Source organism: Limnoraphis robusta BA-68 BA1 (assembly GCF_034932365.1).
Lineage (GTDB): Bacteria > Cyanobacteriota > Cyanobacteriia > Cyanobacteriales > Microcoleaceae > Capilliphycus > Capilliphycus robustus.
Window position 1 is genome coordinate 22,883 of sequence record NZ_JAYGHR010000017.1, and the last position, 21,899, is coordinate 44,781.

22 protein-coding genes, 1 tRNA gene and 1 other annotated feature are annotated in these 21,899 nt (G+C 43.3%); of the genes, 13 read left to right on the forward strand and 10 right to left on the reverse strand.

Annotated elements, in window-relative coordinates:
• From VB836_RS09135 to VB836_RS09145, 3 genes are all read right to left on the reverse strand, one after another.
• The coding region (locus VB836_RS09135) for a hypothetical protein (RefSeq protein WP_323219079.1) at nt 1–1,141 on the reverse strand (1,141 nt) is incomplete at its 3' end.
• Nucleotides 1,142–1,235: 94 nt separating this feature from the next.
• The gene (locus tag VB836_RS09140; protein WP_046276549.1) at nt 1,236–2,357 is read right to left on the reverse strand and encodes an ABC transporter ATP-binding protein; all 1,122 of its coding nucleotides are present in this window, start codon (nt 2,355–2,357) and stop codon (nt 1,236–1,238) included.
• 250 nt (nt 2,358–2,607) lie between these two features.
• The gene (locus VB836_RS09145) at nt 2,608–3,837 is read right to left on the reverse strand and encodes an RNA-guided endonuclease InsQ/TnpB family protein (RefSeq protein WP_407659606.1); all 1,230 of its coding nucleotides are present in this window, start codon (nt 3,835–3,837) and stop codon (nt 2,608–2,610) included.
• Nucleotides 3,838–3,985: 148 nt separating this feature from the next.
• On the opposite strand from VB836_RS09145, the gene VB836_RS09150 reads away from it, so the two are divergent.
• Nucleotides 3,986–5,638, forward strand: coding sequence for an ABC transporter permease (locus VB836_RS09150; protein WP_323219081.1), 1,653 nt, complete (start codon nt 3,986–3,988; stop codon nt 5,636–5,638).
• Between the two features lie 276 nt (nt 5,639–5,914).
• A complete protein-coding gene (locus tag VB836_RS09155) occupies nt 5,915–6,739 on the forward strand; it encodes an HAD-IIB family hydrolase (RefSeq protein ID WP_323219082.1) in 825 nt (274 codons plus the stop codon).
• A gap of 3 nt (nt 6,740–6,742) precedes the next feature.
• Here VB836_RS09155 and VB836_RS09160 read toward each other — a convergent pair whose 3' ends face one another.
• The 4 genes from VB836_RS09160 to VB836_RS09175 all read right to left on the reverse strand — a co-directional run bounded on the left by VB836_RS09160 (nt 6,743) and on the right by VB836_RS09175 (nt 10,272).
• Nucleotides 6,743–7,366 carry a cysteine dioxygenase family protein gene (locus VB836_RS09160; protein WP_046276552.1) on the reverse strand — a complete coding sequence of 208 codons (624 nt, stop codon included), beginning with the start codon at nt 7,364–7,366 and terminating at the stop codon, nt 6,743–6,745.
• 115 nt (nt 7,367–7,481) lie between these two features.
• The gene (locus tag VB836_RS09165; protein WP_323219084.1) at nt 7,482–8,591 is read right to left on the reverse strand and encodes an NAD(P)/FAD-dependent oxidoreductase; all 1,110 of its coding nucleotides are present in this window, start codon (nt 8,589–8,591) and stop codon (nt 7,482–7,484) included.
• Between the two features lie 133 nt (nt 8,592–8,724).
• Nucleotides 8,725–9,171 carry a photosystem II protein PsbQ gene (psbQ, locus tag VB836_RS09170; protein WP_046276554.1) on the reverse strand — a complete coding sequence of 149 codons (447 nt, stop codon included), beginning with the start codon at nt 9,169–9,171 and terminating at the stop codon, nt 8,725–8,727.
• Nucleotides 9,172–9,489: 318 nt separating this feature from the next.
• On the reverse strand, nt 9,490–10,272 hold the full coding sequence (locus VB836_RS09175; protein WP_323219086.1) for an SDR family NAD(P)-dependent oxidoreductase: 783 nt from the start codon (nt 10,270–10,272) through the stop codon (nt 9,490–9,492).
• Nucleotides 10,273–10,348: 76 nt separating this feature from the next.
• Here VB836_RS09175 and VB836_RS09180 point away from each other — a divergent pair, with 76 nt between their 5' ends.
• The 3 genes from VB836_RS09180 to VB836_RS09190 all read left to right on the forward strand — a co-directional run bounded on the left by VB836_RS09180 (nt 10,349) and on the right by VB836_RS09190 (nt 12,270).
• A complete protein-coding gene (locus VB836_RS09180) occupies nt 10,349–10,990 on the forward strand; it encodes a class I SAM-dependent methyltransferase (RefSeq protein ID WP_323219088.1) in 642 nt (213 codons plus the stop codon).
• A gap of 75 nt (nt 10,991–11,065) precedes the next feature.
• On the forward strand, nt 11,066–11,683 hold the full coding sequence (locus VB836_RS09185; protein ID WP_323219089.1) for a CHAP domain-containing protein: 618 nt from the start codon (nt 11,066–11,068) through the stop codon (nt 11,681–11,683).
• Between the two features lie 11 nt (nt 11,684–11,694).
• Complete coding sequence (locus tag VB836_RS09190; protein ID WP_323219090.1) at nt 11,695–12,270, forward strand: DUF924 family protein; 576 nt, start codon at nt 11,695–11,697, stop codon at nt 12,268–12,270.
• 188 nt (nt 12,271–12,458) lie between these two features.
• Here the strand turns inward: VB836_RS09190 and VB836_RS09195 are convergent, their stop codons facing one another.
• A complete protein-coding gene (locus tag VB836_RS09195) occupies nt 12,459–14,171 on the reverse strand; it encodes an EamA family transporter (RefSeq protein ID WP_323219092.1) in 1,713 nt (570 codons plus the stop codon).
• 411 nt (nt 14,172–14,582) lie between these two features.
• On the reverse strand, nt 14,583–15,893 hold the full coding sequence (locus VB836_RS09200) for an inorganic phosphate transporter (RefSeq protein ID WP_323219093.1): 1,311 nt from the start codon (nt 15,891–15,893) through the stop codon (nt 14,583–14,585).
• 123 nt (nt 15,894–16,016) lie between these two features.
• On the opposite strand from VB836_RS09200, the gene rplS reads away from it, so the two are divergent.
• The 8 genes from rplS to rplL all read left to right on the forward strand — a co-directional run bounded on the left by rplS (nt 16,017) and on the right by rplL (nt 20,401).
• Nucleotides 16,017–16,400 carry a 50S ribosomal protein L19 gene (gene rplS / locus VB836_RS09205; protein ID WP_046278666.1) on the forward strand — a complete coding sequence of 128 codons (384 nt, stop codon included), beginning with the start codon at nt 16,017–16,019 and terminating at the stop codon, nt 16,398–16,400.
• A 117-nt stretch (nt 16,401–16,517) separates the two neighbouring features.
• Nucleotides 16,518–16,590: transfer RNA gene (locus VB836_RS09210), tRNA-Trp, on the forward strand.
• A 253-nt stretch (nt 16,591–16,843) separates the two neighbouring features.
• On the forward strand, nt 16,844–17,068 hold the full coding sequence (secE, locus tag VB836_RS09215) for a preprotein translocase subunit SecE (protein WP_046278669.1): 225 nt from the start codon (nt 16,844–16,846) through the stop codon (nt 17,066–17,068).
• Between the two features lie 36 nt (nt 17,069–17,104).
• Complete coding sequence (gene nusG, locus VB836_RS09220) at nt 17,105–17,737, forward strand: transcription termination/antitermination protein NusG (protein WP_046278665.1); 633 nt, start codon at nt 17,105–17,107, stop codon at nt 17,735–17,737.
• Between the two features lie 3 nt (nt 17,738–17,740).
• Nucleotides 17,741–18,169 carry a 50S ribosomal protein L11 gene (gene rplK, locus VB836_RS09225; RefSeq protein ID WP_046278664.1) on the forward strand — a complete coding sequence of 143 codons (429 nt, stop codon included), beginning with the start codon at nt 17,741–17,743 and terminating at the stop codon, nt 18,167–18,169.
• 102 nt (nt 18,170–18,271) lie between these two features.
• Nucleotides 18,272–18,988 (forward strand): 50S ribosomal protein L1, encoded by a 717-nt coding sequence (gene rplA / locus VB836_RS09230; protein ID WP_046278663.1) that lies wholly within the window; start codon nt 18,272–18,274, stop codon nt 18,986–18,988.
• 114 nt (nt 18,989–19,102) lie between these two features.
• Nucleotides 19,103–19,277, forward strand: a sequence feature (ribosomal protein L10 leader region).
• A 92-nt stretch (nt 19,278–19,369) separates the two neighbouring features.
• Complete coding sequence (gene rplJ, locus VB836_RS09235) at nt 19,370–19,942, forward strand: 50S ribosomal protein L10 (RefSeq protein ID WP_046278662.1); 573 nt, start codon at nt 19,370–19,372, stop codon at nt 19,940–19,942.
• A gap of 54 nt (nt 19,943–19,996) precedes the next feature.
• Nucleotides 19,997–20,401, forward strand: a complete 405-nt coding sequence (gene rplL / locus VB836_RS09240) for a 50S ribosomal protein L7/L12 (RefSeq protein WP_046278661.1) — start codon at nt 19,997–19,999, stop codon at nt 20,399–20,401.
• Nucleotides 20,402–20,693: 292 nt separating this feature from the next.
• Here the strand turns inward: rplL and VB836_RS09245 are convergent, their stop codons facing one another.
• Nucleotides 20,694–21,800, reverse strand: coding sequence for a serine hydrolase (locus VB836_RS09245; RefSeq protein WP_323219094.1), 1,107 nt, complete (start codon nt 21,798–21,800; stop codon nt 20,694–20,696).
• Nucleotides 21,801–21,899 lie beyond the last annotated feature (99 nt).

Consider the following 21,899-nt stretch of genomic DNA (forward strand, 5'->3'; position numbering starts at 1 on the left):
GTTGAACTGTTTCTAGTTGTTGTTCTAACTGTTTTTGTAACTGTTGATAATCTTCAGTTGAAACCATTTCGCCTAACTGTGTTTCTAACAGTTGAACTGTTTCTAGTTGTTGTTCTAACTGTTTTTGTAACTGTTGATAATCTTCAGTTGAAACCATTTCGCCTAACTGTGTTTCTAACAGTTGAACTGTTTCTAGTTGTTGTTCTAACTGTTTTTGCACCTGTTGATAATCTTCAGTTGAAACCATTTCGGCTAACTGTGTTTCTAACAGTTGAACTGTTTCGAGTTGTTGTTCTAACTGTTTTTGTAACTGTTGATAATCTTCAGTTGAAACCATTTCGGCTAACTGTGTTTCTAACAGTTGAACTGTTTCGAGTTGTTGTTCTAACTGTTTTTGTACCTGTTGATAATCTTCAGTTGAAACCATTTCGCCTAACTGAGTTTCGAGTTGGGAGAATTTAGCGAGTTGTTGTTCTAACTGTTTTTGTACCTGTTGATAATCTTCAGTTGGAACCATTTCGGCTAACTGTGTTTCTAACAGTTGAACTGTTTCTAGTTGTTGTTCTAACTGTTTTTGTACCTGTTGATAATCTTCAGTTGAAACCATTTCGGCTAACTGAGTTTCGAGTTGGGAGAATTTAGCGAGTTGTTGTTCTAACTGTTTTTGCACCTGTTGATAATCTTCAGTTGAAACCATTTCGGCTAACTGAGTTTCGAGTTGGGAGAATTTAGCGAGTTGTTGTTCTAAATTGTTAATCGTGTTTGCTTGTTCGTCTGACTGACGTTGAAGCGTTTGATAGCGTTCTTGGAGTTGAACAAAAGCAGTCGTATCTTGATTTTCAGAGGGGTGACTGACTGAGCTTTCGACTTGGGGAGCAACTGAGTTTTCATCGGAACTCACTGCTAAATTGACTGTTTTTGCTTCTGTATTTGTCTCTAGTGTAATTGTTGTTTCATTACCGCTCCCAGAAACATCAAACTGACCTCTAGCAATACGTTCAACAAACTCAGATCGAGATAAACCAAGCTCTCTAGCAATGTCACCCAATCGCTTTGCTCCAGTTGGAGTCAGAGATACCCCGACTTTTACCTTGCTTTCTGAATACAAGGTTGGAACACCGCGTTTTTTCTTTCTTGACATTGCTTTCTCCTCAGCATTTTAACTTTAATACTGTATTCAAAGTATAGTTGCTGATGGGGATCAAAGATTTCTAAGATTTGTAACAACGAGAGAGTCATTTCTTAACCCGAACAAAAGGTTTCCAATTGGATTGAGTCGGTTTAGGCTTGACTGGAAACACTTGCAGCGCATCGTTGGCGACAGACACTTGAACTCGCATTCCAATGGATAAAGCCGCTCCTGCTTTGGTTCGAGCCACAAGTTCTCGTCCAGAGGGAACTTGTAAACAATAGTGAAGTTCTCGTCCTAAAAATTGACGATCTCTTATGATAACAGGTGCATCTTCATCCGGTTGGAGAATAAAATCTTCTTGACGCACCATCAGTTCAACTTGCTCTAAATTGTTGCCATTGCCATTAATTACATTACTATTAATCGCAAAACATCCCAGTTCAGTTTCCCAAACATCACCCCGACGTTGAGCGGGGATAAAGTTAGCCTGGGTGACAAATTCAGCGACAAACCGAGAAGCAGGTTGCTGATAAATTTCTTCAGGAGTGCCACATTGTTCTAAACATCCAGAACGCATCACCGCCACCCAGTCGGAAATCGAAAGCGCTTCTTCTTGATCGTGAGTCACAAATATGGCTGAAGTTCCCGCCGCTTTGATAATTTCTCGCAACTCTTGGCGGAGTCGATGACGAACTTGAACATCAAGATTACTCAACGGTTCATCGAGAAGCACTAAAGCTGGACGAGGCGCCAACGCCCTCGCTAAAGCCACTCGTTGCTGTTGACCCCCGGAGAGTTCGTGAGGATAACGTTCTCCCAAACCCGACAACCCCACTAAAGCGATCGCCTCAGCCACTCGCTGTTTCACTTCGCTACTTGACTTTTTATTGCGACTTTGTAAGCCAAAAGCGACATTTTTCTCTACACTCAAATGAGGAAATAGCGCGTAGTCCTGAAACACCATGCCCACATCTCGCTGTTCTGGAGGGAGCCAACAGTCGGGACTGGCAACGACTTGTTCAGCGATTTTAATCGTTCCGGCTTGCGGTTGCTCAAATCCAGCAATCATTCTCAATAGTGTTGTTTTCCCGCAACCCGACGGCCCTAACAACCCTAAGATGTCCCCTTGGTCTAATGTCAACGTCACCTTTTGAACCGCCGGGATATCTTGGCGCGAGAACTGCTTGCTGACTTCTTCTAGATGTAAAATAACAGACTGACCCATGTTTAACTTGATTAACCCAACTCCTCTATCTAGATTAGCTTATTGCCATTTTAAATCAAAAACTCCCTATTAATACTACTCTCTTTTTAAGATATCTTCTCATTAATATTCTGTAAAGTTTTGTAAACTGTGTTACAAGACCTGAGAAACCGGGTTTCTCAACCCAAAATTAGGCTTTGACATCCTCTCCGCCGTAAACGACGGAGATTCCAAATATCACTATTTGGGCTTCCTCTTTCTACGAGTTGACTTACAAGGGTTGGGTTTCCCCGTCCAAGCAGAGGTCAGTCTCTCGGGAGGCGTTAATTTCCATCTGCCCGACGGTATTTGATAACTGTTTAAGTGCAGATTTTAGAATGTTTTTGGCGGCATTTTCGTCTCGGTCTGCTACATACCCACAGTGAGGACATTTATGAGTTCTCGTACTGAGAGTTTTGACAACCTTTTCACCGCAATTTGAGCAGTTTTGAGATGTGTATGCAGGTTCAACGGCGATCACCGGAACCCCATAAATTCTCCCAAAATATTCCAACCATTCTCTAAATCTGTACCAAGCCGCATCATTAATTGACTTGGCTAGATGATGATTTTTAACCAGATTGCGTATCCGTAGGTTTTCTATTGCTACCAAGTCGTTAGACTGTATGACGTGTTGGGCCTGTTTACAGACCCAATCATTACGTCTGCGCGAAACCTTGAGATGCGACGGCGCTCTATGTGCGGACGCAGGTTCCGCACCCGCACCTCCCCTTCCTAACCGATTTATGGCTTTTTTACGGTTTTGACTTCCCTTTTTTTTTCGAGATAATCGACGTTGCAGTTTTTTAATTCGTCGCTCATCTTTTCTTAGAAAGCGGGGATTGTCTACCTGTATCCCGGTGGAATCGGTGTAGAAATGGTTTAAACCAACATCCAAACCTGTTTGTTTGTTACTGAGTTCTTTGTTTTCCTCTCTGGTGTGGTCTATCAAAAATTGGGCATAATATCCATCGTGCCTTCTAATCACCCTAACTCGTTTAATTTGTTGGAGTTGATAGAAGTGCAAGTCTCGACTACCCCAAAGCTTAAATGTCCCTGCTTGAAACTTGTCGGAAAAGGTTAAATAGCGTCTATCTTCTGAAAGTTTCCATCCCGATGTCTTATACTCAACAGATGCTCTAACTTGATATTTTTTAAACTTGGGAAATCCTTTTCTACCGGATATTTTTTGCCGACAATTCTTATAGAACCTCTCAATGGATGCCCATGCTCTTTCTGCGTGGGCTTGTCGAGCCATAGAATTGAGTTGGTTTACCCAGGGAAAACTAGGATTGTCTGACAGCAGTTTGCAGTAGGCATAAGCATCGTTGCGACTTTGAACTTGACCATTTATCCATGCTTTGATGATGCTGTTGCGAACAAACCTACCAGTACGGATAGCTTCGTCTAACTTTCTGTACTGGTATTGGGTTCCTTGCAGCTTCATTTCATACACAAGCATAGATTATCGGCATCAAGCCACGATAAACTATTGTAGCAGAAAATAATCCGTCGTAAACGACGGGGCTTTAAACCTGCTTCTCTTGGTAAGCTGATGGGAGTTACCAGAAACCGGGTTTCTGATATTGTTAACCAAATTGAGTAAAAAAATGTTTCGGGTTTTTCGCTTTAACGCTTGGACAGCTTTTGTAACGGTTATCGCCCTGCTGATCGCCAGTCCAGTTTTATTTGTTCTCAGCAGTATTTTCACCAATTCTAGCCAAGTTTGGGGTCATTTGGCGGCGACGGTTTTACCGGGTTATCTCAAAAACTCATTGCTTCTGATGTTAGGTGTGGGTTTAGGAGTTTTTCTCATTGGTGTAGGAACGGCTTGGCTGGTAACAATGTGTCGCTTTCCGGGAAGTCGTTGGTTTGAATTTCTCCTATTACTTCCCTTAGCAGCGCCAGCGTATATATTAGCCTATGTCTACACCGAATGGTTAGAATTTTACGGCCCGGTTCAAAGCAGTTTAAGGGCTATTTTTGGTTGGACTGCGGTGGGAGATTATTGGTTTCCGAGTATTCGTTCTATTGGAGGGGCGATCGCTCTTTTAATCTTAACCCTTTATCCCTACGTTTATCTATTAGTAAGGGTATCCTTTTTAGAACAAGCAACCTGTATGTTAGAGGCGAGTCGTTCTCTCGGTTGTAACCCCTGGCGGAGTTTTCTAACCGTTGCTTTACCCCTAGCTCGACCTGCAATTATGGCGGGTTTAGCCCTAGCCTTAATGGAAACGTTAAATGATTTTGGCACCGTTCAATATTTTGGCGTTGATACGTTTACAACTGGCATTTATCGCACTTGGTTCGGCATGGGAGAACGAGTTGCAGCCGCTCAACTGGCTGCCGTTTTGATGCTGTTTATCTTAGGATTAATTTTACTAGAACTTTGGTCACGTCGTCAAGCTAAATATTATCAAAGTAACAGCCGATTTAAACAGTTAAATCCCTTTCAACTTAAAGGCATCAGAGCAGCTTTAGCATTTTTTGCTTGTTTTATTCCGGTATTTTTAGGGTTATTGCTGCCGGGAATATTACTGCTTAAAATGACACTAGAAAATCTACAAACTCTCTTTGATAAACGCTTCTTTGAGTTTGCCGTAAACAGCTTACTGGTGGCGACAATTACCGGAGTTTTAGCGATAGTGATTGCTTTAGTAATGGCTTATGGAGTCCGACTCAAACCCAGTCTAGGAATGCGGTTATCGGTGCAAATTTCGGCGATGGGTTATGCTATACCTGGTTCAGTCATTGCAGTCGGAACCTTAATTCCTTTAGGTCGGTTTGATAATGCTATTGATAGCTTTATGCGCTCAACATTTGGCATATCAACGGGGTTGTTATTGAGTGGAACCATTACCGCTTTAATCTTCGCCTATTTAGTGCGATTTTTAGCCGTTTCTTTTGGTGCCGTGAACTCGAGTTTGAGTAAAATTAAACCCAGTTTAGATGATGCAGCCCGCAGTTTAGGTCACAACCCAACCAGTACCTTAGTCAAAGTTCATACCCCGATAATGTGGGGCGGTTTATTAACAGCAGGAATGCTAACGTTTGTTGATGTAATGAAAGAATTACCTGCAACTTTAGTCGTTAGACCGTTTAATTTTGATACCCTCGCAGTACGAGTTTATAATTTAGCCGCAGATGAACGTTTAGCCGAAGCCGCAGGGCCAGCTTTAGCTTTAGTTGCAGTGGGAATGCTTCCGGTGCTTTTTATGAGTTTAAAAATTGCTCAATCTCGTCATAATTCTGTTGATTTATAGTTGTCTAGCAAGTGAGAAGAAGCAGATATTGATCTGGATAAATTCACCACAAAGACACAAAGACACGAAGATTTTATCTGGGTGTTGTCTATGTTGAGTTAGACAAGAAAGATTTATAGATAGAAATTGAGGTAAACTAAAGTAGGATGGGTGAAAATCAATAACTAAACTGGCCCATTCTGTTGCGCCTAATTTTTACCGATTTGTAATCAAAGAGAGAAACCGGGTTTCTCCTACGAAACCGGGTTTTTGGAGATTAACGTTAGGTTTGGGGATATGTTACTGATTTTTACCGATTTGGATGGAACGTTACTCAACTCGGATGATTATGGCTATGAGGCGGCTTTACCTGTCCTTAAACAACTGCAAACTCTGAATATTCCGGTTATTCCTGTTACTAGCAAAACTCGCTCTGAAGTTGAAGTTTTACGCGAAAAAATGGGATTAACAGATGCGTTTATTGTGGAAAATGGGAGTGCGGTTTTTATTCCGATTTCTCAACAAAATTTAGCTTCTCCCCAAACTCAAAATTGGGGAGATTATGATTTAATGCAGTTTGGCTTTAGTTATGCAGAATCTCGTCAAGGACTCAAGGCTGTAGCAGAGGCTTTAAATCAACCGTTAACAGGGTTTGGGGACTTAACTGAAGCCGAAATTCATCAGTTAACAGGTTTAGCCCCAGAAGATGTAAAACGCGCCAAAGATCGGGAGTTTACTGAACCTTTTATTACCCCGAAAAATTTTACCAGTTTAGAGATTGAACAAACCGTAAACCAGTTAGGATTTCAGGTGGTTGTGGGGGATCGTTTTTCTCATTTAATTGGTCAAGAAGCGGGGAAAGGAAAAGCCGTGCAATGGTTAATTCAACAATACCAAAATCATCAACCGGATGCTAAAATAATTACAGTGGGTTTAGGAAATAGCCCCAATGATTTACCGATGTTAGAAGTTGTCGAAATTCCCGTTATTATCCCTGGGAAAAAATGCCCTCATCCGGGTTTAGAAAATCGGGGTTGGGAAGTCGCCAGCGCATCGGGTTGTCAGGGCTGGGCGAATGCAGTGAGAGAGATTTGCAACTCTTTGAATATTTACTTAAATTAGCGATTAAAATGGCTTGGCTAAACAACTTTCTGCATTAAATTGAAAGCGATTAGCGGCGTTAGTTTCACCGTATAAATTAAACGTAAAAGAAGGTTCATCGCCAACCGCTTCAATATGATGAATGGCATCAGACGTAAAGCTAATAATTTCCCCTTCCTTGAGAATTTTTTCTCCGACTTTTTCGATTTGATCGGGAAAATCTGTAGACGGTTGACGCTTCCAAAAGACATTTTTTTGTTGTCCTTTTAACACTGCGACAATTCCCCAAGTGCCATGATTATGAATGGGAGAACCTCGACCCGGTAAAACCGTTTCTGTTTGTACAGTGAGGGGAAATCCTATCTCATCATACAACATAATAATTGAAGTTCCTGTTTTAGTACAGGGTTCAGGAACTTGGGTTCTCAACCAATAGGAATTGGTGATTAATTGACGAACTAAACGACGTAAATCGGGTAAAAAATCAATCTCTGTCTCACCTTTTTCAGTAGATTGATTAATCCCATCTTCAATTTCAGTCAGAAACCGATGTAAGCGATACTCACTTTTAAGTAAATCCCAATCTCTGGCTGATTCACAGGGTAAACACTGACCATCTTCCCTCACCAGCCAATCCCGATTATTCATAGAATTTCCTTTCAAAAAATAAATAAAAACTTCAGGTGGCTGTTAACAGTGAACTGTTTTCAACAATTAGTTTAGGTTAACGTTTCCTCACTCTTATATCTTAAGACGATAATCTTCAGATGCCTAATTTTTTTACAATCATTTTACGAATCGTTTCAGCCGTTGCGGGGGCTAATAAAACGCCATTGCGATAATGTCCGGTTGCTAACAAAATATTTTCATATCCTGACAAATATTCAATAATCGGTGCAGGTTTTCCATCAGGACGCGGACGCAACCCCGACCATTGACGAATGATTGTTGCTTCCGATAACGCCGGACAAAGCCGAATTGCCCCTTCTAAAACGGGATTAATTTGGGTTTGATCGACTACAATATGATCATCATTCCCTGGAAATTCAACCGTTGCACCCACCCAATATTCAGCATTTCCAAGGGGTACAATATGCACATCATCCCCAGTAATGACAGGTTCTAACTCTCCCAAAGGTTGAGACAATTTTAACTGTACAGCTTGTCCAAGAACCGGACGAATGTTAATCGATTTTTGATGATTTTCTGTGGGAAGAATCGGCGTTGTTCCCAGTCCTGCGGCGATAATGATCCAATCAACATTTATTTCTCCAGCCGTCGTAAATAGTTGCGGACAAATGCGTTGAGTTTCGGTTGTATTAACCGTTTGAAAGGCTTCTACTTTGACCCCAAACTGAAAGTTAACGCCGTTGTGTTCAGCAGCATCAACTAATGCTAAAGTTAAGGCAGTCGGATCAACTTGTCGATCTTGAGGAGAATAAATAGCTGCAATAATATTTTCACAGTTAATTTGAGGATAGTTCGATTTAATTTGAGCCACATCTAACTGTTGTAAATGCCAGCCTTGAGTTTTGCGAATGTTAATGACTTCTTCCCATTTCTGCAAATCTTCTCCCACAAAACACAACATTAAAATGCCTTGACGGTTAAACAAAATCGAACGACCTGTAATATTTTCCAGTTCAGGAATTAACGTTTCATAACGCTTGATACTGGTTTCTCGCATTTGCCAAGCCCGGCCTTTTGTTTTGTGGCTAATCGCTCCCATTAATACCCCTAAAGCCGCTCCTGTGGACGCTTGGCCGGGTGGCTGTTGATCAAGAACTGTTACCGTGAGTTGAGGAATTTGGCTCAGTTCATAGGCAATAGTCGCCCCAACAATTCCACATCCAATCACAACAACATGAGTCATATTATTTTAAATTTTGCTGTATTTTTAATTAAAAATATCAACAATTAACCGCAGAGTCAAACCGATCAATACAGGAGATTCCTATTTCTTGTATTCACCGATATTCATCTGCGGTCAAAGGTTTAATCGTGTTTTACGCTTGAGGAACTAAATCCAAGAAAGCATTGAGATCTTCCAATGCCCCTTGATAATTCAATGAAGCTTGAGAAAGATTTGCTTTTTCTGCCGCTTCTCCAATTTGAAGTAAATGTTCAAACACTTCTCGGCTTAATTGTCGGGCGGGAGGTTGATCATCTGGGAGGAGATTTTTGATTAAATAGTTCATCTCCTGAAGCAAACTTCCCATAGGGCCATGAACAAAATTATTCACCTCAACCCATTTCCGATTATTAATGTAAGCAGGTAATTCACTGGTCATGCGATCGCGCAACCCGATAAGATCAGACTGGTATTTCTGAATTTGTTGGAGTTGAGCCTCGCTGTAAGTTGGGGGTTCTTTAACTTGTGGAGAACCACAACCGACGATAAACGCCATGACAAACGCCAATAGGCAAGACAAAATAGAACGATAACGTTTCATAGCTCAAATTTTTATCAATGTGACATCCTCTACCCGATCTATTGTTGCAGAAATTGCGATCGCCGTGAATAGGAAATAGTTTACACTCACCTAATGTAGGGGCGGGTTCTGTCAAAATGTCTGTCTCTCACTGACAAGCTGCATAAACCTGCCCCCTGACACTCACCAGTGAATGCAGGGGTGGGTTCTGTCAAAAATGTATGTTTCTCACAAATAACCTAAATCTACCCGCCCCTACATCAATTAGGTAGGTTGATATAAATTGTTTGTGGGAAAACACCCATCTGTTGAGAACCCTCCTACATCAGTGATAACGGTTCACTGTTTTGGGGTTTTAAACTGCTTTTCAACTATACTAACCACCAGATCTCTGGGAACAAAGCGTGAGATATTGGCAATAATGTGATTTCCCAAACCCCCTGTGACTAAAGTTGACTGATTTTTCTCTAACGCCTTCAGTGCTTCTACAACCACTTCCTTCGCTGTTACCAGTTTTCCACCTCCCCCCAAGCTTGAGGGAAACTCAGCCGCCTCAAAAAAGTTCGATTCTGTTGGCCCAGGACAAAGCGCTAAAATATGAATGCCTGCATCTTGATTTTCTGCCCATAAAGCCTCGCTGAAATGCAGAACAAAGGCTTTTGTGGACGAATAGATCGACATATAGGGAATGGGTTGATAGCCGGCGATGGAGGCAACATTAATGATCGATCCTGAACCTCGTTGTTGCATCGGTTTCAAGAACAGGTGGCTCAGTTCAACCAATGCGATAACATTGAGTTGGATAATCTTGACCTGTTTTTGTAGATCTCGTTCGACAAACAGGCCGTAATCTCCTAAACCTGCATTATTTACTAAGAGGTCTATTGTGATTCCTTTTTGAGTCACTTCGTCAAAAACGGCTTGGGTTGATCCGGGTTCGGTGAGATCTTTGGCAATAACTTCGGCTTTGATCTGATGTTTTTCCTGAAGTTGTTGGGCGAGTTGATCGAGTTTTTCTTTTGAACGTGCCACTAAAACAAGATTAGTTTTACGGGAGGCTAACTCACGCGCAAAACTTTCACCAATACCAAAGGAAGCTCCTGTAATTAATGCAGTTTTCATTAGATTTGAGTTTTTCAAGTTCGCTTTTAAAAATTTTAACACCCTAACAATTGAGGAATTTTACCTAAGAAACACGATGACAGACACATTCTTGAGAAATAAACAATGGTTTTTTGATCGTTGGGCGCCCAGTTATGATTGTTTGCTGACAACGATATTTTATCAAGCGGTTCATAAGCGGTTGTTAGACTATGCTGAACTCGGCGATCAAGCCAATATTCTCGATCTCGGTTGTGGGACAGGGCGCCTGTTGGATCGGATCGCCAAACAATTTCCCACCGTAACCGCAACCGGAGTCGATCTGTCGAATGAGATGATCTATCAAGCGCGATCGCGAAATCTTTACCCCCAACGCCTGAGTTTTACAACAGCAAATGTGGAGTCTCTCCCCTTTGCAGAACATCAGTTTGATGCGGTATTCTGCACGATTAGTTTCTTACATTATCCTCATCCTCAACAAGTTTTTGCAGAAATTAACCGGATTTTACGTCCGGGTGGGTGTTTTTATTTAGCAGACTATCAGGCTAACGATCAAACTCGCCAAGCCCTAGTTCCTGTTTCTCCGGGTGGACTGCGGTTTTATAGTCGAGTACAACGGGCTGAATTTGGTCAAACAGTGGGATGGTATTGTCAAGGTCATTATCATTTGTTGGGGCCGATTTTGCTGACAAAGTTTCTGAAATTTAATGGAGAAAATAACACAGGATTAAGACCTTGATAAAAACAGAGAAAATTATGCTAAAGTCCAAATAATATCCTCAATTTCTTTCTTTAAAAACCAGGAGATCCCTCAATGACTACTCCGGCTCGTGTTGTTAAAATCGCCGCCAATGAAGTTGGATATACTGAATATCCCCCCGGTAGTAATTCCACGAAATATGGTCAATGGTATGGAATGGATCACGTTCCTTGGTGTGCAGTATTTGTCTCCTATTGCTGTGATCAAGCCGGGATTTCTTTACCCATTCGGACAGCAAAAGGATTCGCTTATTGTCCAGATGGAGTGCGATGGTTTCAATATAAAACTCAGTGGTACTCTCAACCGCAAGTCGGGGATTTAGTGTTTTATTGTTGGCGAGGCGATGGCATTGCCGATCATATCGGTATTGTTGAGTCGGTGAACCCGGATGGCAGTATTATTAGTATTGAGGGAAATACAGGAACTGGCAATGATTCTAACGGCGGACAAGTGATGCGGCGGCGGCGTGATCCAGGGTCGTTTTTAGGTTTTGGTCGTCCCTATGCGATCGCTTTACCGATTCCTCAACCGTCTATTTCCCAACCTCAAAAAGAGCAAGAAAAACCGACCATAACTCCTCCTCCCAAAAAACCCTCAGAAGGCGCAAAAACTGCACCGGAATATCATACTCAATTGATTAATCAATTGCTTGGAAAAGAAAAAGTTAACTAACGGAAAGTCCAGTGTCTAGCGTTGCCGAAATTTTAGCCTTTTGGTTTGGAAGTCCCGAAGATTCAAATTATGGGAAACCTCGAAAAGTTTGGTTTCAGAAAAATTCAGCTTTTGATGAACAAATTAGAAGCCATTTTTTAGCAGATTATGAATTAGCCGCCCAAGGTCAACTTGATTTTTGGAAAGAATCACCCGACAGTTGTTTAGCGTTAATTTTACTCTTTGATCAATTTCCGCGTAATGTATTTCGAGGTCAAGCCCAAGCGTTTGTTACAGATACGAAAGCTTTGGAAATGGCAAAATACGCCGTCAGTCAAGGGTTTGATCGGCCAATGTTACCTGTACAACGTTGGTTCATATATTTACCGTTTGAACACAGTGAAAATTTAGCCGATCAAGAAAAATCTGTTGAGTTAATGCAACAACTGAGTGATGATCCTGATAGTCAATCATCGATTAATTATGCCATTCGTCATTGGGAAATCATCAAACAATTTGGACGTTTTCCCCATCGAAACGCAATTTTAGGACGAGAAAGCACACCCGAAGAAGAAGCATTTTTACAACAACCCGGCTCTTCATTTTAAGATGAAATCCTTAAATGTTTGGTTCCGATAATTGATAGGGAGACAGACAGTAGGAGTAATTAATGAAGTCACCCCTACAACTGTTCACTGTCAAACTGTTCCCGCCTATCAAAAAACGCGCCTTTTGTAGAAAATAGACGCGCTTACTTTGAAAGAATTCGCTTTTTTAAAGCTGTTAATTTTGGTTCTTAAGCAGCTTTTTTCTTGGAACCAACTAGGCGTTCAATACTCATCGCACCGACCCCTAAAATCACCAAAGCCATACCGATAATTTGCTTAAGCGTTAACGCTTCACCAATAATCAAAAAGGCAAATAAAGCCGTTAAAGCAGGGCCAGATGTACCAATAATTGAAGCCAACGCCGCCCCAGCAGAACGAATTGCAAAGTTATTCAACAGATAGCTACAAAGGGTGAGAACACCGAGAACAACTCCACCGATGATTAAACCTTGCCAAAGACTGACATCAACATCCATCCCTAAACTATCAGGTAGGAACATTAAACTCACACAACAGAAGACAAAAATAGAAGCGAAATTCACCAAACTAAACGGAATCGGATGCAATTTTCCGGCTGCCATTTGTGTGAGTAATACATATCCGGCAAAGGCAATCCCCGCACTCATTGCAGCAATAATCCCCACTTGAGTATTCCCCAAGGCTGCCCCAAAAAAGCTAGGAAGACAGAGAATACCCCCGGCTAAAATGATCACCATTGCAGCTACACGAATAAACGTTGGGCGATCGCCAAAGAGTCCCCAAGAAGCCAAAACCGTAACGATAGGATAGATAAAGAAAATTGTAATTGCAATCCCAGTCGGAATCTCTCCGATCGCAATATAGATACACACCTGAGACAAAAACAAAAAGAATCCACTACCGATTACCGTCAAAATCAAAGGAGTATCACGAGACTGAATAAAGCGTTTCATGTCACTCCAGACTGCCGGATATAAAAATGTCGCCACAACAGGCATCAAAGCCATGACCACAATCATTCGCAGCAGTAAAATTAAGAGGGAATTGCCAATTCCGGGCGAGATAATTCCCTCAATCTCAAATAAGCCAAAAATCTGACGGGGAGCAGGGCCTATGAGAATAATTTTGAGACAGACGTTAAACAACGACAATGCAATCGCCGAGAGCAACGCCAAAAATAAACCTAACTGCACAGGGGAACTGGAGTGACTCGCTTGAGTCGGCGGTTTAGAGCCTTTTACCCCGCTTGGTTGAGGACGCACAGGTTCGATAGGCGTTTGGGTTGACGGTTCAGGTTTCCTTTCCCCATCAGCGATAGGAGAACGATCAATTTGTTCTCGCAAGCGGCTAACAACAGTCTCTAACAACATCTCAACCTGTTGTTCGAGGCTTTGCATATGAGATAACCTCTGGGACAAATCGCTTTGGTAACTGCTCAATTCCTGTTGCAGTTCGCGAAACGTATCATTGAGGCTAGTATCTAATACAGCCTCCAACTCCTGAGTGCTTAAATCCGACTTGAGAGATCCCTCCGGTAACAACCCCGATGGGTCTGTTGTCAGCAGGGGCGCGTCAGAAGAGGTTCTCAGACGATTAATCCGTGCAACTAGCTCCCGTTGGAGGTTACTGGCTAAAACTTGAGCAAGCTGTTTCAGCCAGACCTGTTGTTGGGCGTATTGCCGTTCACTCAAAGCTTGGTGGTGTTGGGTTTGTAACTTTTCGTATTGATACTGGAGTTGTTCAATATTTTCAATCAGACGGTTTTTGTCTTTCTGAAGCCGTTGAATATCGGCAGACAATCCCTGTCTGAAATTTTGATTGAATGTTTCGAGTTGCCCAATTAAGGAACTCAAGACAGCTTCGGGTGATTGAGTTTCTCCTGATGATCCAGAAGGTGGCGGTTGATTCTCCTGTATGCCCATTAGCAATTAACCTCTAAATTGATTTCCAGGTTGTAGCTCATCGGCCGCCAGCAGCTCTACGCTGTCCCGCAACTTGTTTCACACAAGGGGTACAAGTAAGAACAGGCAATAATGGCGGGGCGGGATTTGTATTTCCCGCAACTCACTTCAAACTTGGGGTGAAACTGTCACCATCTAATCGTTAGGATACCCTCACGCCATGCCGACTGTGATCGTTTGCCCAACACTGTCCCTACTGACGCCTTGAATTAAAGCGTGTTCGTAGCAGGTCAGAGTGCTGCATCCCGGAGTACCTGATGCCTGGAAGTTGGGGTCTCCCGCAGGAGACTAAGGCGTTCGAGGGCGGACTTTCAACCTATAATAACCCTTAAGGTGCAGTCTTTACAGTGAACAGTTATCAGGGAACACTTATCAGTGAACAGTAACCCAGCGAATGACTACAAAAATTAGACCAGCTAGGGCTGTGGCACTCGGAACAGTGATTAACCAAGCCAAACCAATTGAACGCACGGTGTCTAAGCGAACTGAGCGCCAACCTTGAAGCAATCCAATCCCCAGTACACCCCCGACTAAAGCATGGGAGGTGGAGACAGGTAAACCCAATTTAGAAGCCAGTAATACGGTTGTAGCCGTCGCTAACTCTGCACAAAAACCAGCACTCGGAGTTAGGGAAATAATATTCTCTCCGACTGTCAAAATGACGTTTTTGCCCCAGATGGCTAAACCCGTAACAATTCCAGCGCCCCCTAAGACTAAAATCCACACCGGAACGTCGAAATTTTCCATCGGTATCGAACCTGTATTATTGATGTGAAGAATTACAGCTAGGGGTGCTACTGTATTTCCCACATCGTTCGAGCCATGAGCAAAGGCGACAAAACAAGCACTTAACACCTGAAATTGGGCAAGCAGACGTTCAACGGTGTGTTCTTGAGGGATTTCTGAGCGATCGCTGATCGTCTGTTCGGGTTCTGCAATTTTCGCTTCTAACTGTTGCCAACTCACCCATGTTAAACTTCCGGTTCCCACTAAACCGATAGCAATAGCAAAATCATGGGCGGGGAGTTGCCAACCCCACTGCTGTTGAAAAATACTCTGTATTGAAACACTCAGTTGCGGTAATACCAATACCCCAAATACACTCAAAAGACCAGCACTCAGCCAAGGTATCCACTCTCGGAGTTGTTTGAGGGGTTGACGATGATTGAGAATTCCTTGTCTGATCAGGCTGTAAAATAGAGCCGAGATCGTACCACTCATTAAAGGTGTAATTAGCCAAGTCAAAGAAATGATACCGATGGTTTGCCAGTCTACTGCACCCACTCCGGCGGCAATTGCACTAAAGCCTGCGATCGCTCCGACAACAGCATGAGAAGAAGCAACAGGTAAGCCTTGACTGGTGGCAATTTGCAACCACACTCCTGAAGCGATCAAAACGGATACCATCCCGATCAGCAAGATCTGAGGTTGATGGACAAAGGCTTCTAGATTAAAGATTTCGGTTGCTAATGTTTGGGAAACCCCATGACCAAATAAAACCGCACCTGTAAATTCCAAGATACCCGCCACGATAATCGCTTGTTTGAGGGTGAGTGCTTTGGAACCCACAGAAGTTCCCATCGAGTTGGCAACATCATTGGCACCGAGATTACAAGCAACGTAGAAAGCCAGGAGAGACATCAGGGCTAGGGGCAGAAGTGAGGCGATGGAGTAGTCGAACATAAGATTAAGATTCAGGAGGACTAAAGCGAGTCAAATCCGATTTGATGACGTTTTTCTTTCTTGGGATTGACCAACACTGAAATTCACGACTATAATTTTAGATTGTGAGTTTTGTATGTTACCATGCACGCCCAAGAGATTATCCGCTCCATTGAGATGGCAGAGATTGAGAAGATCAATCAGGAGAACAAGAAAGAACTGCCCCTGATTTACGTCGGCGATACGGTGAAAGTCGGAGTCCGAATTCGAGAAGGTGGAAAAGAGCGGATTCAGCCCTATGAGGGAGTCGTGATCGCCATGCGAAATGGCGGTATTAACGAAACGATTACAGTCCGTCGCGTTTTCCAAGGAGTTGGGGTTGAACGGGTATTTTTGTTGCAGTCTCCTCGGATTGCCAACATCACCATACTGCGTCGGGGTCGAGTCCGTCGGGCGAAGCTGTATTACCTGCGCGATCGCGTTGGTAAGGCGACCCGTGTTAAGCAACGTTTTGATCGTCCCCTTTAAGATTGTAGTGTCTAGTCATAGCCGCGATTGAGTCTACCAACTTTTTCGCAATTTTTGCAGACTGTGCAGCAAATGATGTTATACTGAAGAAAGCGTCAGTAAATTAGCGACAGCGATGCGTCCTTAGTTCAGTTGGTAGAACGCAGGTCTCCAAAACCTGATGTCGGGGGTTCAAGTCCTCCAGGGCGCGCTGAACAATCTCGAGACCCAGGCGGAGTAAAGTTCGTCTGGGTACTTGTTCGGAAATCGCCTGAGCAATGAACCAGCCGCAGCCCCATCTGGCACTCAATCCAATCGGTTAAACCCACTCCCCGAAAAGACTTCAGATTCGTTTGAGATTGATAGCTTGCCGCAGCCCATTTGAGGTGCTATGATAAGCTATTTGAGTTTGTTCAGCCAAACCGAGAAGCGGTCACATTCGAGTAGTGCAAGGGGAAGTTACCGTGGCAAAAAAAGATGAAGCAGGGACTAATCAATCCCCATCGGGGTTTAACGCCGTTGATTTTTTAAAACAAACAAAAGAGGAACTCGATAAAGTCGTCTGGCCTAGTCGTCAGCAGCTTTTTAGCGAATCAGCCGGCGTATTGCTGATGGTGATGCTCTCAGCAACCCTAATTTACCTCGTGGATAACATCTTTCGTTGGGCATCGGGGCAAGTGTTTGGATAACGTTTGCATTTCTTCCAATCAAAGTAGTCGAGACCCATGACAGATTTAGAAGACACACAAGAATATGCAGCAGGCGAACTTCGCTGGTATGCTGTTCAGGTGGCGTCAGGCTGTGAAAAACGAGTCAAAGTCAACTTAGAACAACGGATCAAAACGTTGGACGTTGGCGATCGCATTATTAAAGTTCAGATTCCCCATACCCCCACCATCAAACTCCGTAAAGATGGCTCTCGCCAACAGAGTGAGGAAAAAGTCTTTCCGGGCTATGTGTTGGTGCAGATGAAGTTGAAGTGGAATGGTGATTTTAGCCACTGGGATATAGACGATGAAGCCTGGCAGGTCGTCAAAAACACCCCTCATGTGATCAACTTTGTCGGAGCGGAGCAGAAGCGGAGTAGCAGCCGAGGACGTGGCCATGTCAAACCGTTGCCGCTGAGTTCGACAGAGGTGGAGCGCATCTTCAGGCAGAGCGAACAAACCGAACCTGTTGTTCAGGTGGCAATGGCAGCAGGCGATCATATTATTGTTCTATCAGGCCCCTTCAAAGACTTTGAAGGAGATGTGATTGAAGTGAGTCCAGAGCGCAATAAACTTAAAGCATTACTCTCGATTTTTGGGCGGGATACGCCAGTTGAACTCGAGTTTAATCAAGTGGAAAAACAAGGCTAAATAATGGCAAAAAAGATAGTAGCAGTCATTAAGTTGGCAATCACTGCGGGGAAAGCCAACCCAGCCCCACCTATAGGCCCTGCTTTGGGTCAACATGGGGTGAACATCATGGCGTTTTGCAAAGAATACAACGCCAAAACCGCAGAGAAAGCAGGTCTAGTGGTTCCGGTGGAAATTTCGGTTTATGAAGATCGCAGTTTCACCTTTATTCTCAAAACCCCACCCGCTTCGGTACTGATCAAAAAAGCGCTCGGCATTGAGAAAGGTTCAGGCGAACCTCAAAGCCGAAAAGTCGGTAAACTTTCCCAAGCCCAACTGCGAGAAATCGCAGAAACCAAAATGCCTGACCTCAATGCCAATGACGTTGAAGCGGCGATGAAAATTATAGCTGGAACGGCTCGCAATATGGGCGTCGAAGTCAGTGCCGATTAATGCAAGTCCGTCAAGCCCATTCTACAACTCGTGATTAACGAGTAGCCTGTCAAAATCACAGGGGGAGAAGCCCGACTTCGTTAAGCACCCCAGGAGTAAATAATGTCCAAAAAAATCTCACGTCGATTACAAGAGCTGTCTAAAAAGGTTGAAGATCGAGCTTACGAACCTTTAGAAGCCATTCAATTGCTCAAGGAAACAGCTACAGCCAAATTTACAGAATCGGCAGAAGCTCATATTCGATTGGGAATCGATCCCAAATACACCGATCAACAACTGCGAACCACTGTGACTTTACCCAAAGGAACGGGTCTGACGGTTCGAGTCGCGGTTTTAGCAAAGGGCGAAAAGGTAAATGAAGCCCAGAGTGCAGGTGCCGATATCGTCGGTTCTGAAGATCTGATTAATGATATTCAGAAAGGAATGCTGGATTTTGATTGCTTAATTGCAACACCCGATATGATGCCCCAAGTTGCCAAACTGGGTCGTTTGTTGGGGCCGAAGGGATTGATGCCTTCTCCCAAGGGAGGGACAGTCACGATGGATGTTGCCCAAGCGATTCAAGAATTCAAAGGGGGTAAATTAGAATTCCGGGCTGATCGGACGGGAATCGTTCATGTGATGTTCGGGAAAACGTCCTTCTCGGCTGAAGACTTGCTCGTGAATTTATGTGCCTTGCAAGAATGTATTGATCGCAACCGTCCCTCGGGAGCCAAAGGTCGTTACTGGCGTAGCGTCTATATTTCGGCAACAATGGGGCCATCTATTCCCGTAGATATTTATACCCTACGAGAAACGAAGATCACGGAGACTGCCTAACTCCGAAGGGGGTCAACTCCAACGCTTGGGACCGATTCAAACAAGTTGGGGTTGACATAAGCGATTCCATATAGGATAATGGTATATTGTCAAAAGTTTAATCGAGATCCACAAACTGAAAATCTGGATTAACCGAAGACAGCAGGTGCGAGTCGCTTAATATCCTGCCGAGGTTAGAGGATCAAAAATTTAGGATTAAAGATCAAGCAGCAGACTGCTTAGGTTTTTAGTGATTAGATTTTAAGTCTTCAACCTCGGCTGATCAAGTCGGGGGTTTTTTTATGGCAAATCAACGTTCCCGACTGGATCTGAAGCTTACAGGCTGTCATTGATTCGACCCGATGTAAGTGGATTGTTATCCACAATGGAGATTTAAGACCAATGGGGAGAAGTGTAACCGAAAAGCAAGAGATTGTTGAAGATCTTAAGCAGATGTTGAGCGAGGCTCAACTGGCGTTAATCATTGACTACACGGGTCTGTCTGTTGCTCAAATCACTGATTTGCGAAACCGTCTGCGGGAGACCGGGAGTACGTGCAAAGTCACCAAAAACACCTTCATGCGTAAAGCAATTGAAGGGAATGAAAGTTGGGAGGCGATGCAGGAATTCTTGAGTGGAAGCTCTGCATTTATCTTTGCTCAAGATGATTTCGGTGCGGCGATTAAAGCTTATCAAGCTTTCCAAAAAGACTCTAAAAAAACCGAACTGCGCGGTGGAGTCATGGAAGGTCGAGCTTTGAGTGTGAATGATGTCAAGGCGATCACTGAATTGCCGACGAAGGAAGAACTGATGGCTAAAATTGCAGGCGCCATCAACTCCATTCCGACCAAACTGGCAGTGGGAACCAAAGCAGTCCCGACCAAACTGGCGGTTGGCATCAAAGAAGTACCCGCCTCGCTGGTGCGTGCGATCAAGGCGGTTTCCGAAAAAGAAGATTCTACGGATGCAGCTTAACCGTTCATCAATTCAATTGTTGTTCATTAATTATTGTTTGTCAGGAGTTAACCCATGTCTGCTAAAACCGACGAAATTTTAGAACAGTTAAAATCTCTTTCTCTGCTAGAAGCTTCCGAGTTAGTCAAGCAGATTGAAGAAGCCTTTGGAGTGGATGCTTCTGCCGTAGGTGGCGGTGGGATGATGATGATGGCTCCGGGTCTGGCGGCTCCGGGTGCTGCTGCTGCTGAACCGGAAGAGGAAAAAACCGAATTTGACGTGATCCTCGAAGAGTTTCCCTCTGATAAGAAAATTGCCATTCTCAAAGTGGTCCGTGTTATTACAGGCTTAGGCTTGAAAGAAGCAAAAGACTTAGTTGAAGCCGCACCCAAACCGATTAAAGAAGCAACAACGAAAGAAGACGCAGAAAGCGTGAAAAAGCAGCTTGAAGAAGCAGGCGCTAAAGTGACTGTGAAATAGTTAGTTGTGATTGATTCGCTTTAAATAACGTAGGAGCGGCGTTGCTCCTACGTCCTGTTCGTTTTCTCAGCCTGACTTCACTCAGTCGCGGGACGGGGAGAGGGGGTTGACAGGCTAGGCTATTTTTGGTAGGATAAGTATATTATATAATCGAGATTAAGCAAAAATATTTTTTTTACAACCATCCGATTATATAATAATACCAGAACACAGGCTCAAAAGTCAAGCGGAAAGGCAAAAAAAAAAGGCCGAATTTCAAGGAAAAAGCATTTTTTTTTGAGGTGAAAGTGAGTTAATCGGGAGCAGGTGAACCGTTGAGTCGATCAAAAATATAACGGGACATTTGAGGAAAAATCTCTTCATCCTGGGCGTAAGCGGAACTATTGGCAAAAATGGCTAGGATATAGATCGCTTTGTCATCCATTGTTCTAACGAAAGCAACTTCCTGACGAGAATGACTGGTATAGCCTACTTTTGAGCCAAAATAAATATTAGTGGGTAAAGACTCACCTAAGAACCCTTCAATAGAGTTGGGTTCCTCATCTTTCCAAGCTTCAGGCTTCAAATCTCGGGTGAGGAGATAGGCAATTTTAGTCGAAGCTGTTTCGGAGATGGATTGTTTAGTGTAGATTTCATACAAGAGTCGAGCGGCTTGATCGGTGCTGAATCGGTTTCCACCTGCTAAAAATGAAGTTTTCCAGAGTTGAAAATCCCGTCCAGTCGGTTGTTCTCCCCAATTAGAAATGGGATAATTTTTAGTAGATAATTTAATCCCACTATAACCAGCTTCTCGGAAAAAGAGATTGACTTGATGACGCTTATTAATCCAAGTGTCTAAAGCTTTTCCCTCTAACTTCTCTCCTGATTTTGTAGCGGTAATGGCATCTAAAATCCGACTGGCTGAATCATTATCGGAAATTCGCATCATATTGGATAAATCAATATAATAGGCGGCTTCATCTTTAATGACACCTGCTTCTGAATAGCCGAGGAAAGCGACTAACCAGAATAACTTAGAAACACTGGCTGGAAATCTCAGAATGGTATTGTTGTAACCCGCAAAGCTATGTGTCGCTGAACGACTGACATCAATTAAAGTAATCGATAAAGACTCAGTGGGTAGTTGTTTGCGTTTGGCGAGTTCAACGGTTTGATCGACAATCTTCTGAAGTTCTTCGCTATAAACGAGCTTGGGAGGCTGGAGAACATTGTAAATTGGGTGTGCATCTCGGCGGTCGGGTTTTACCGTCGCCGAAGGAGTCGATGGTTGAGACAATGACAGAACTGTTTTGACTAGGATAACAGCAGTCGAACCGATGAGTGCGATCGCGACAGCAAGTAATAAAACCCGAGCATAGTTAATCCGAAATCGGGGAGTGCGGTGTTTGGGATGAATCAAAGTAATAATATCCTAAGATTCCAGAAAAACAAACAAAAAGCCAAGAGCAAGGCTCTGGCTTTGTAATATATTAACTCCTGCGACACCCGAATCGATATC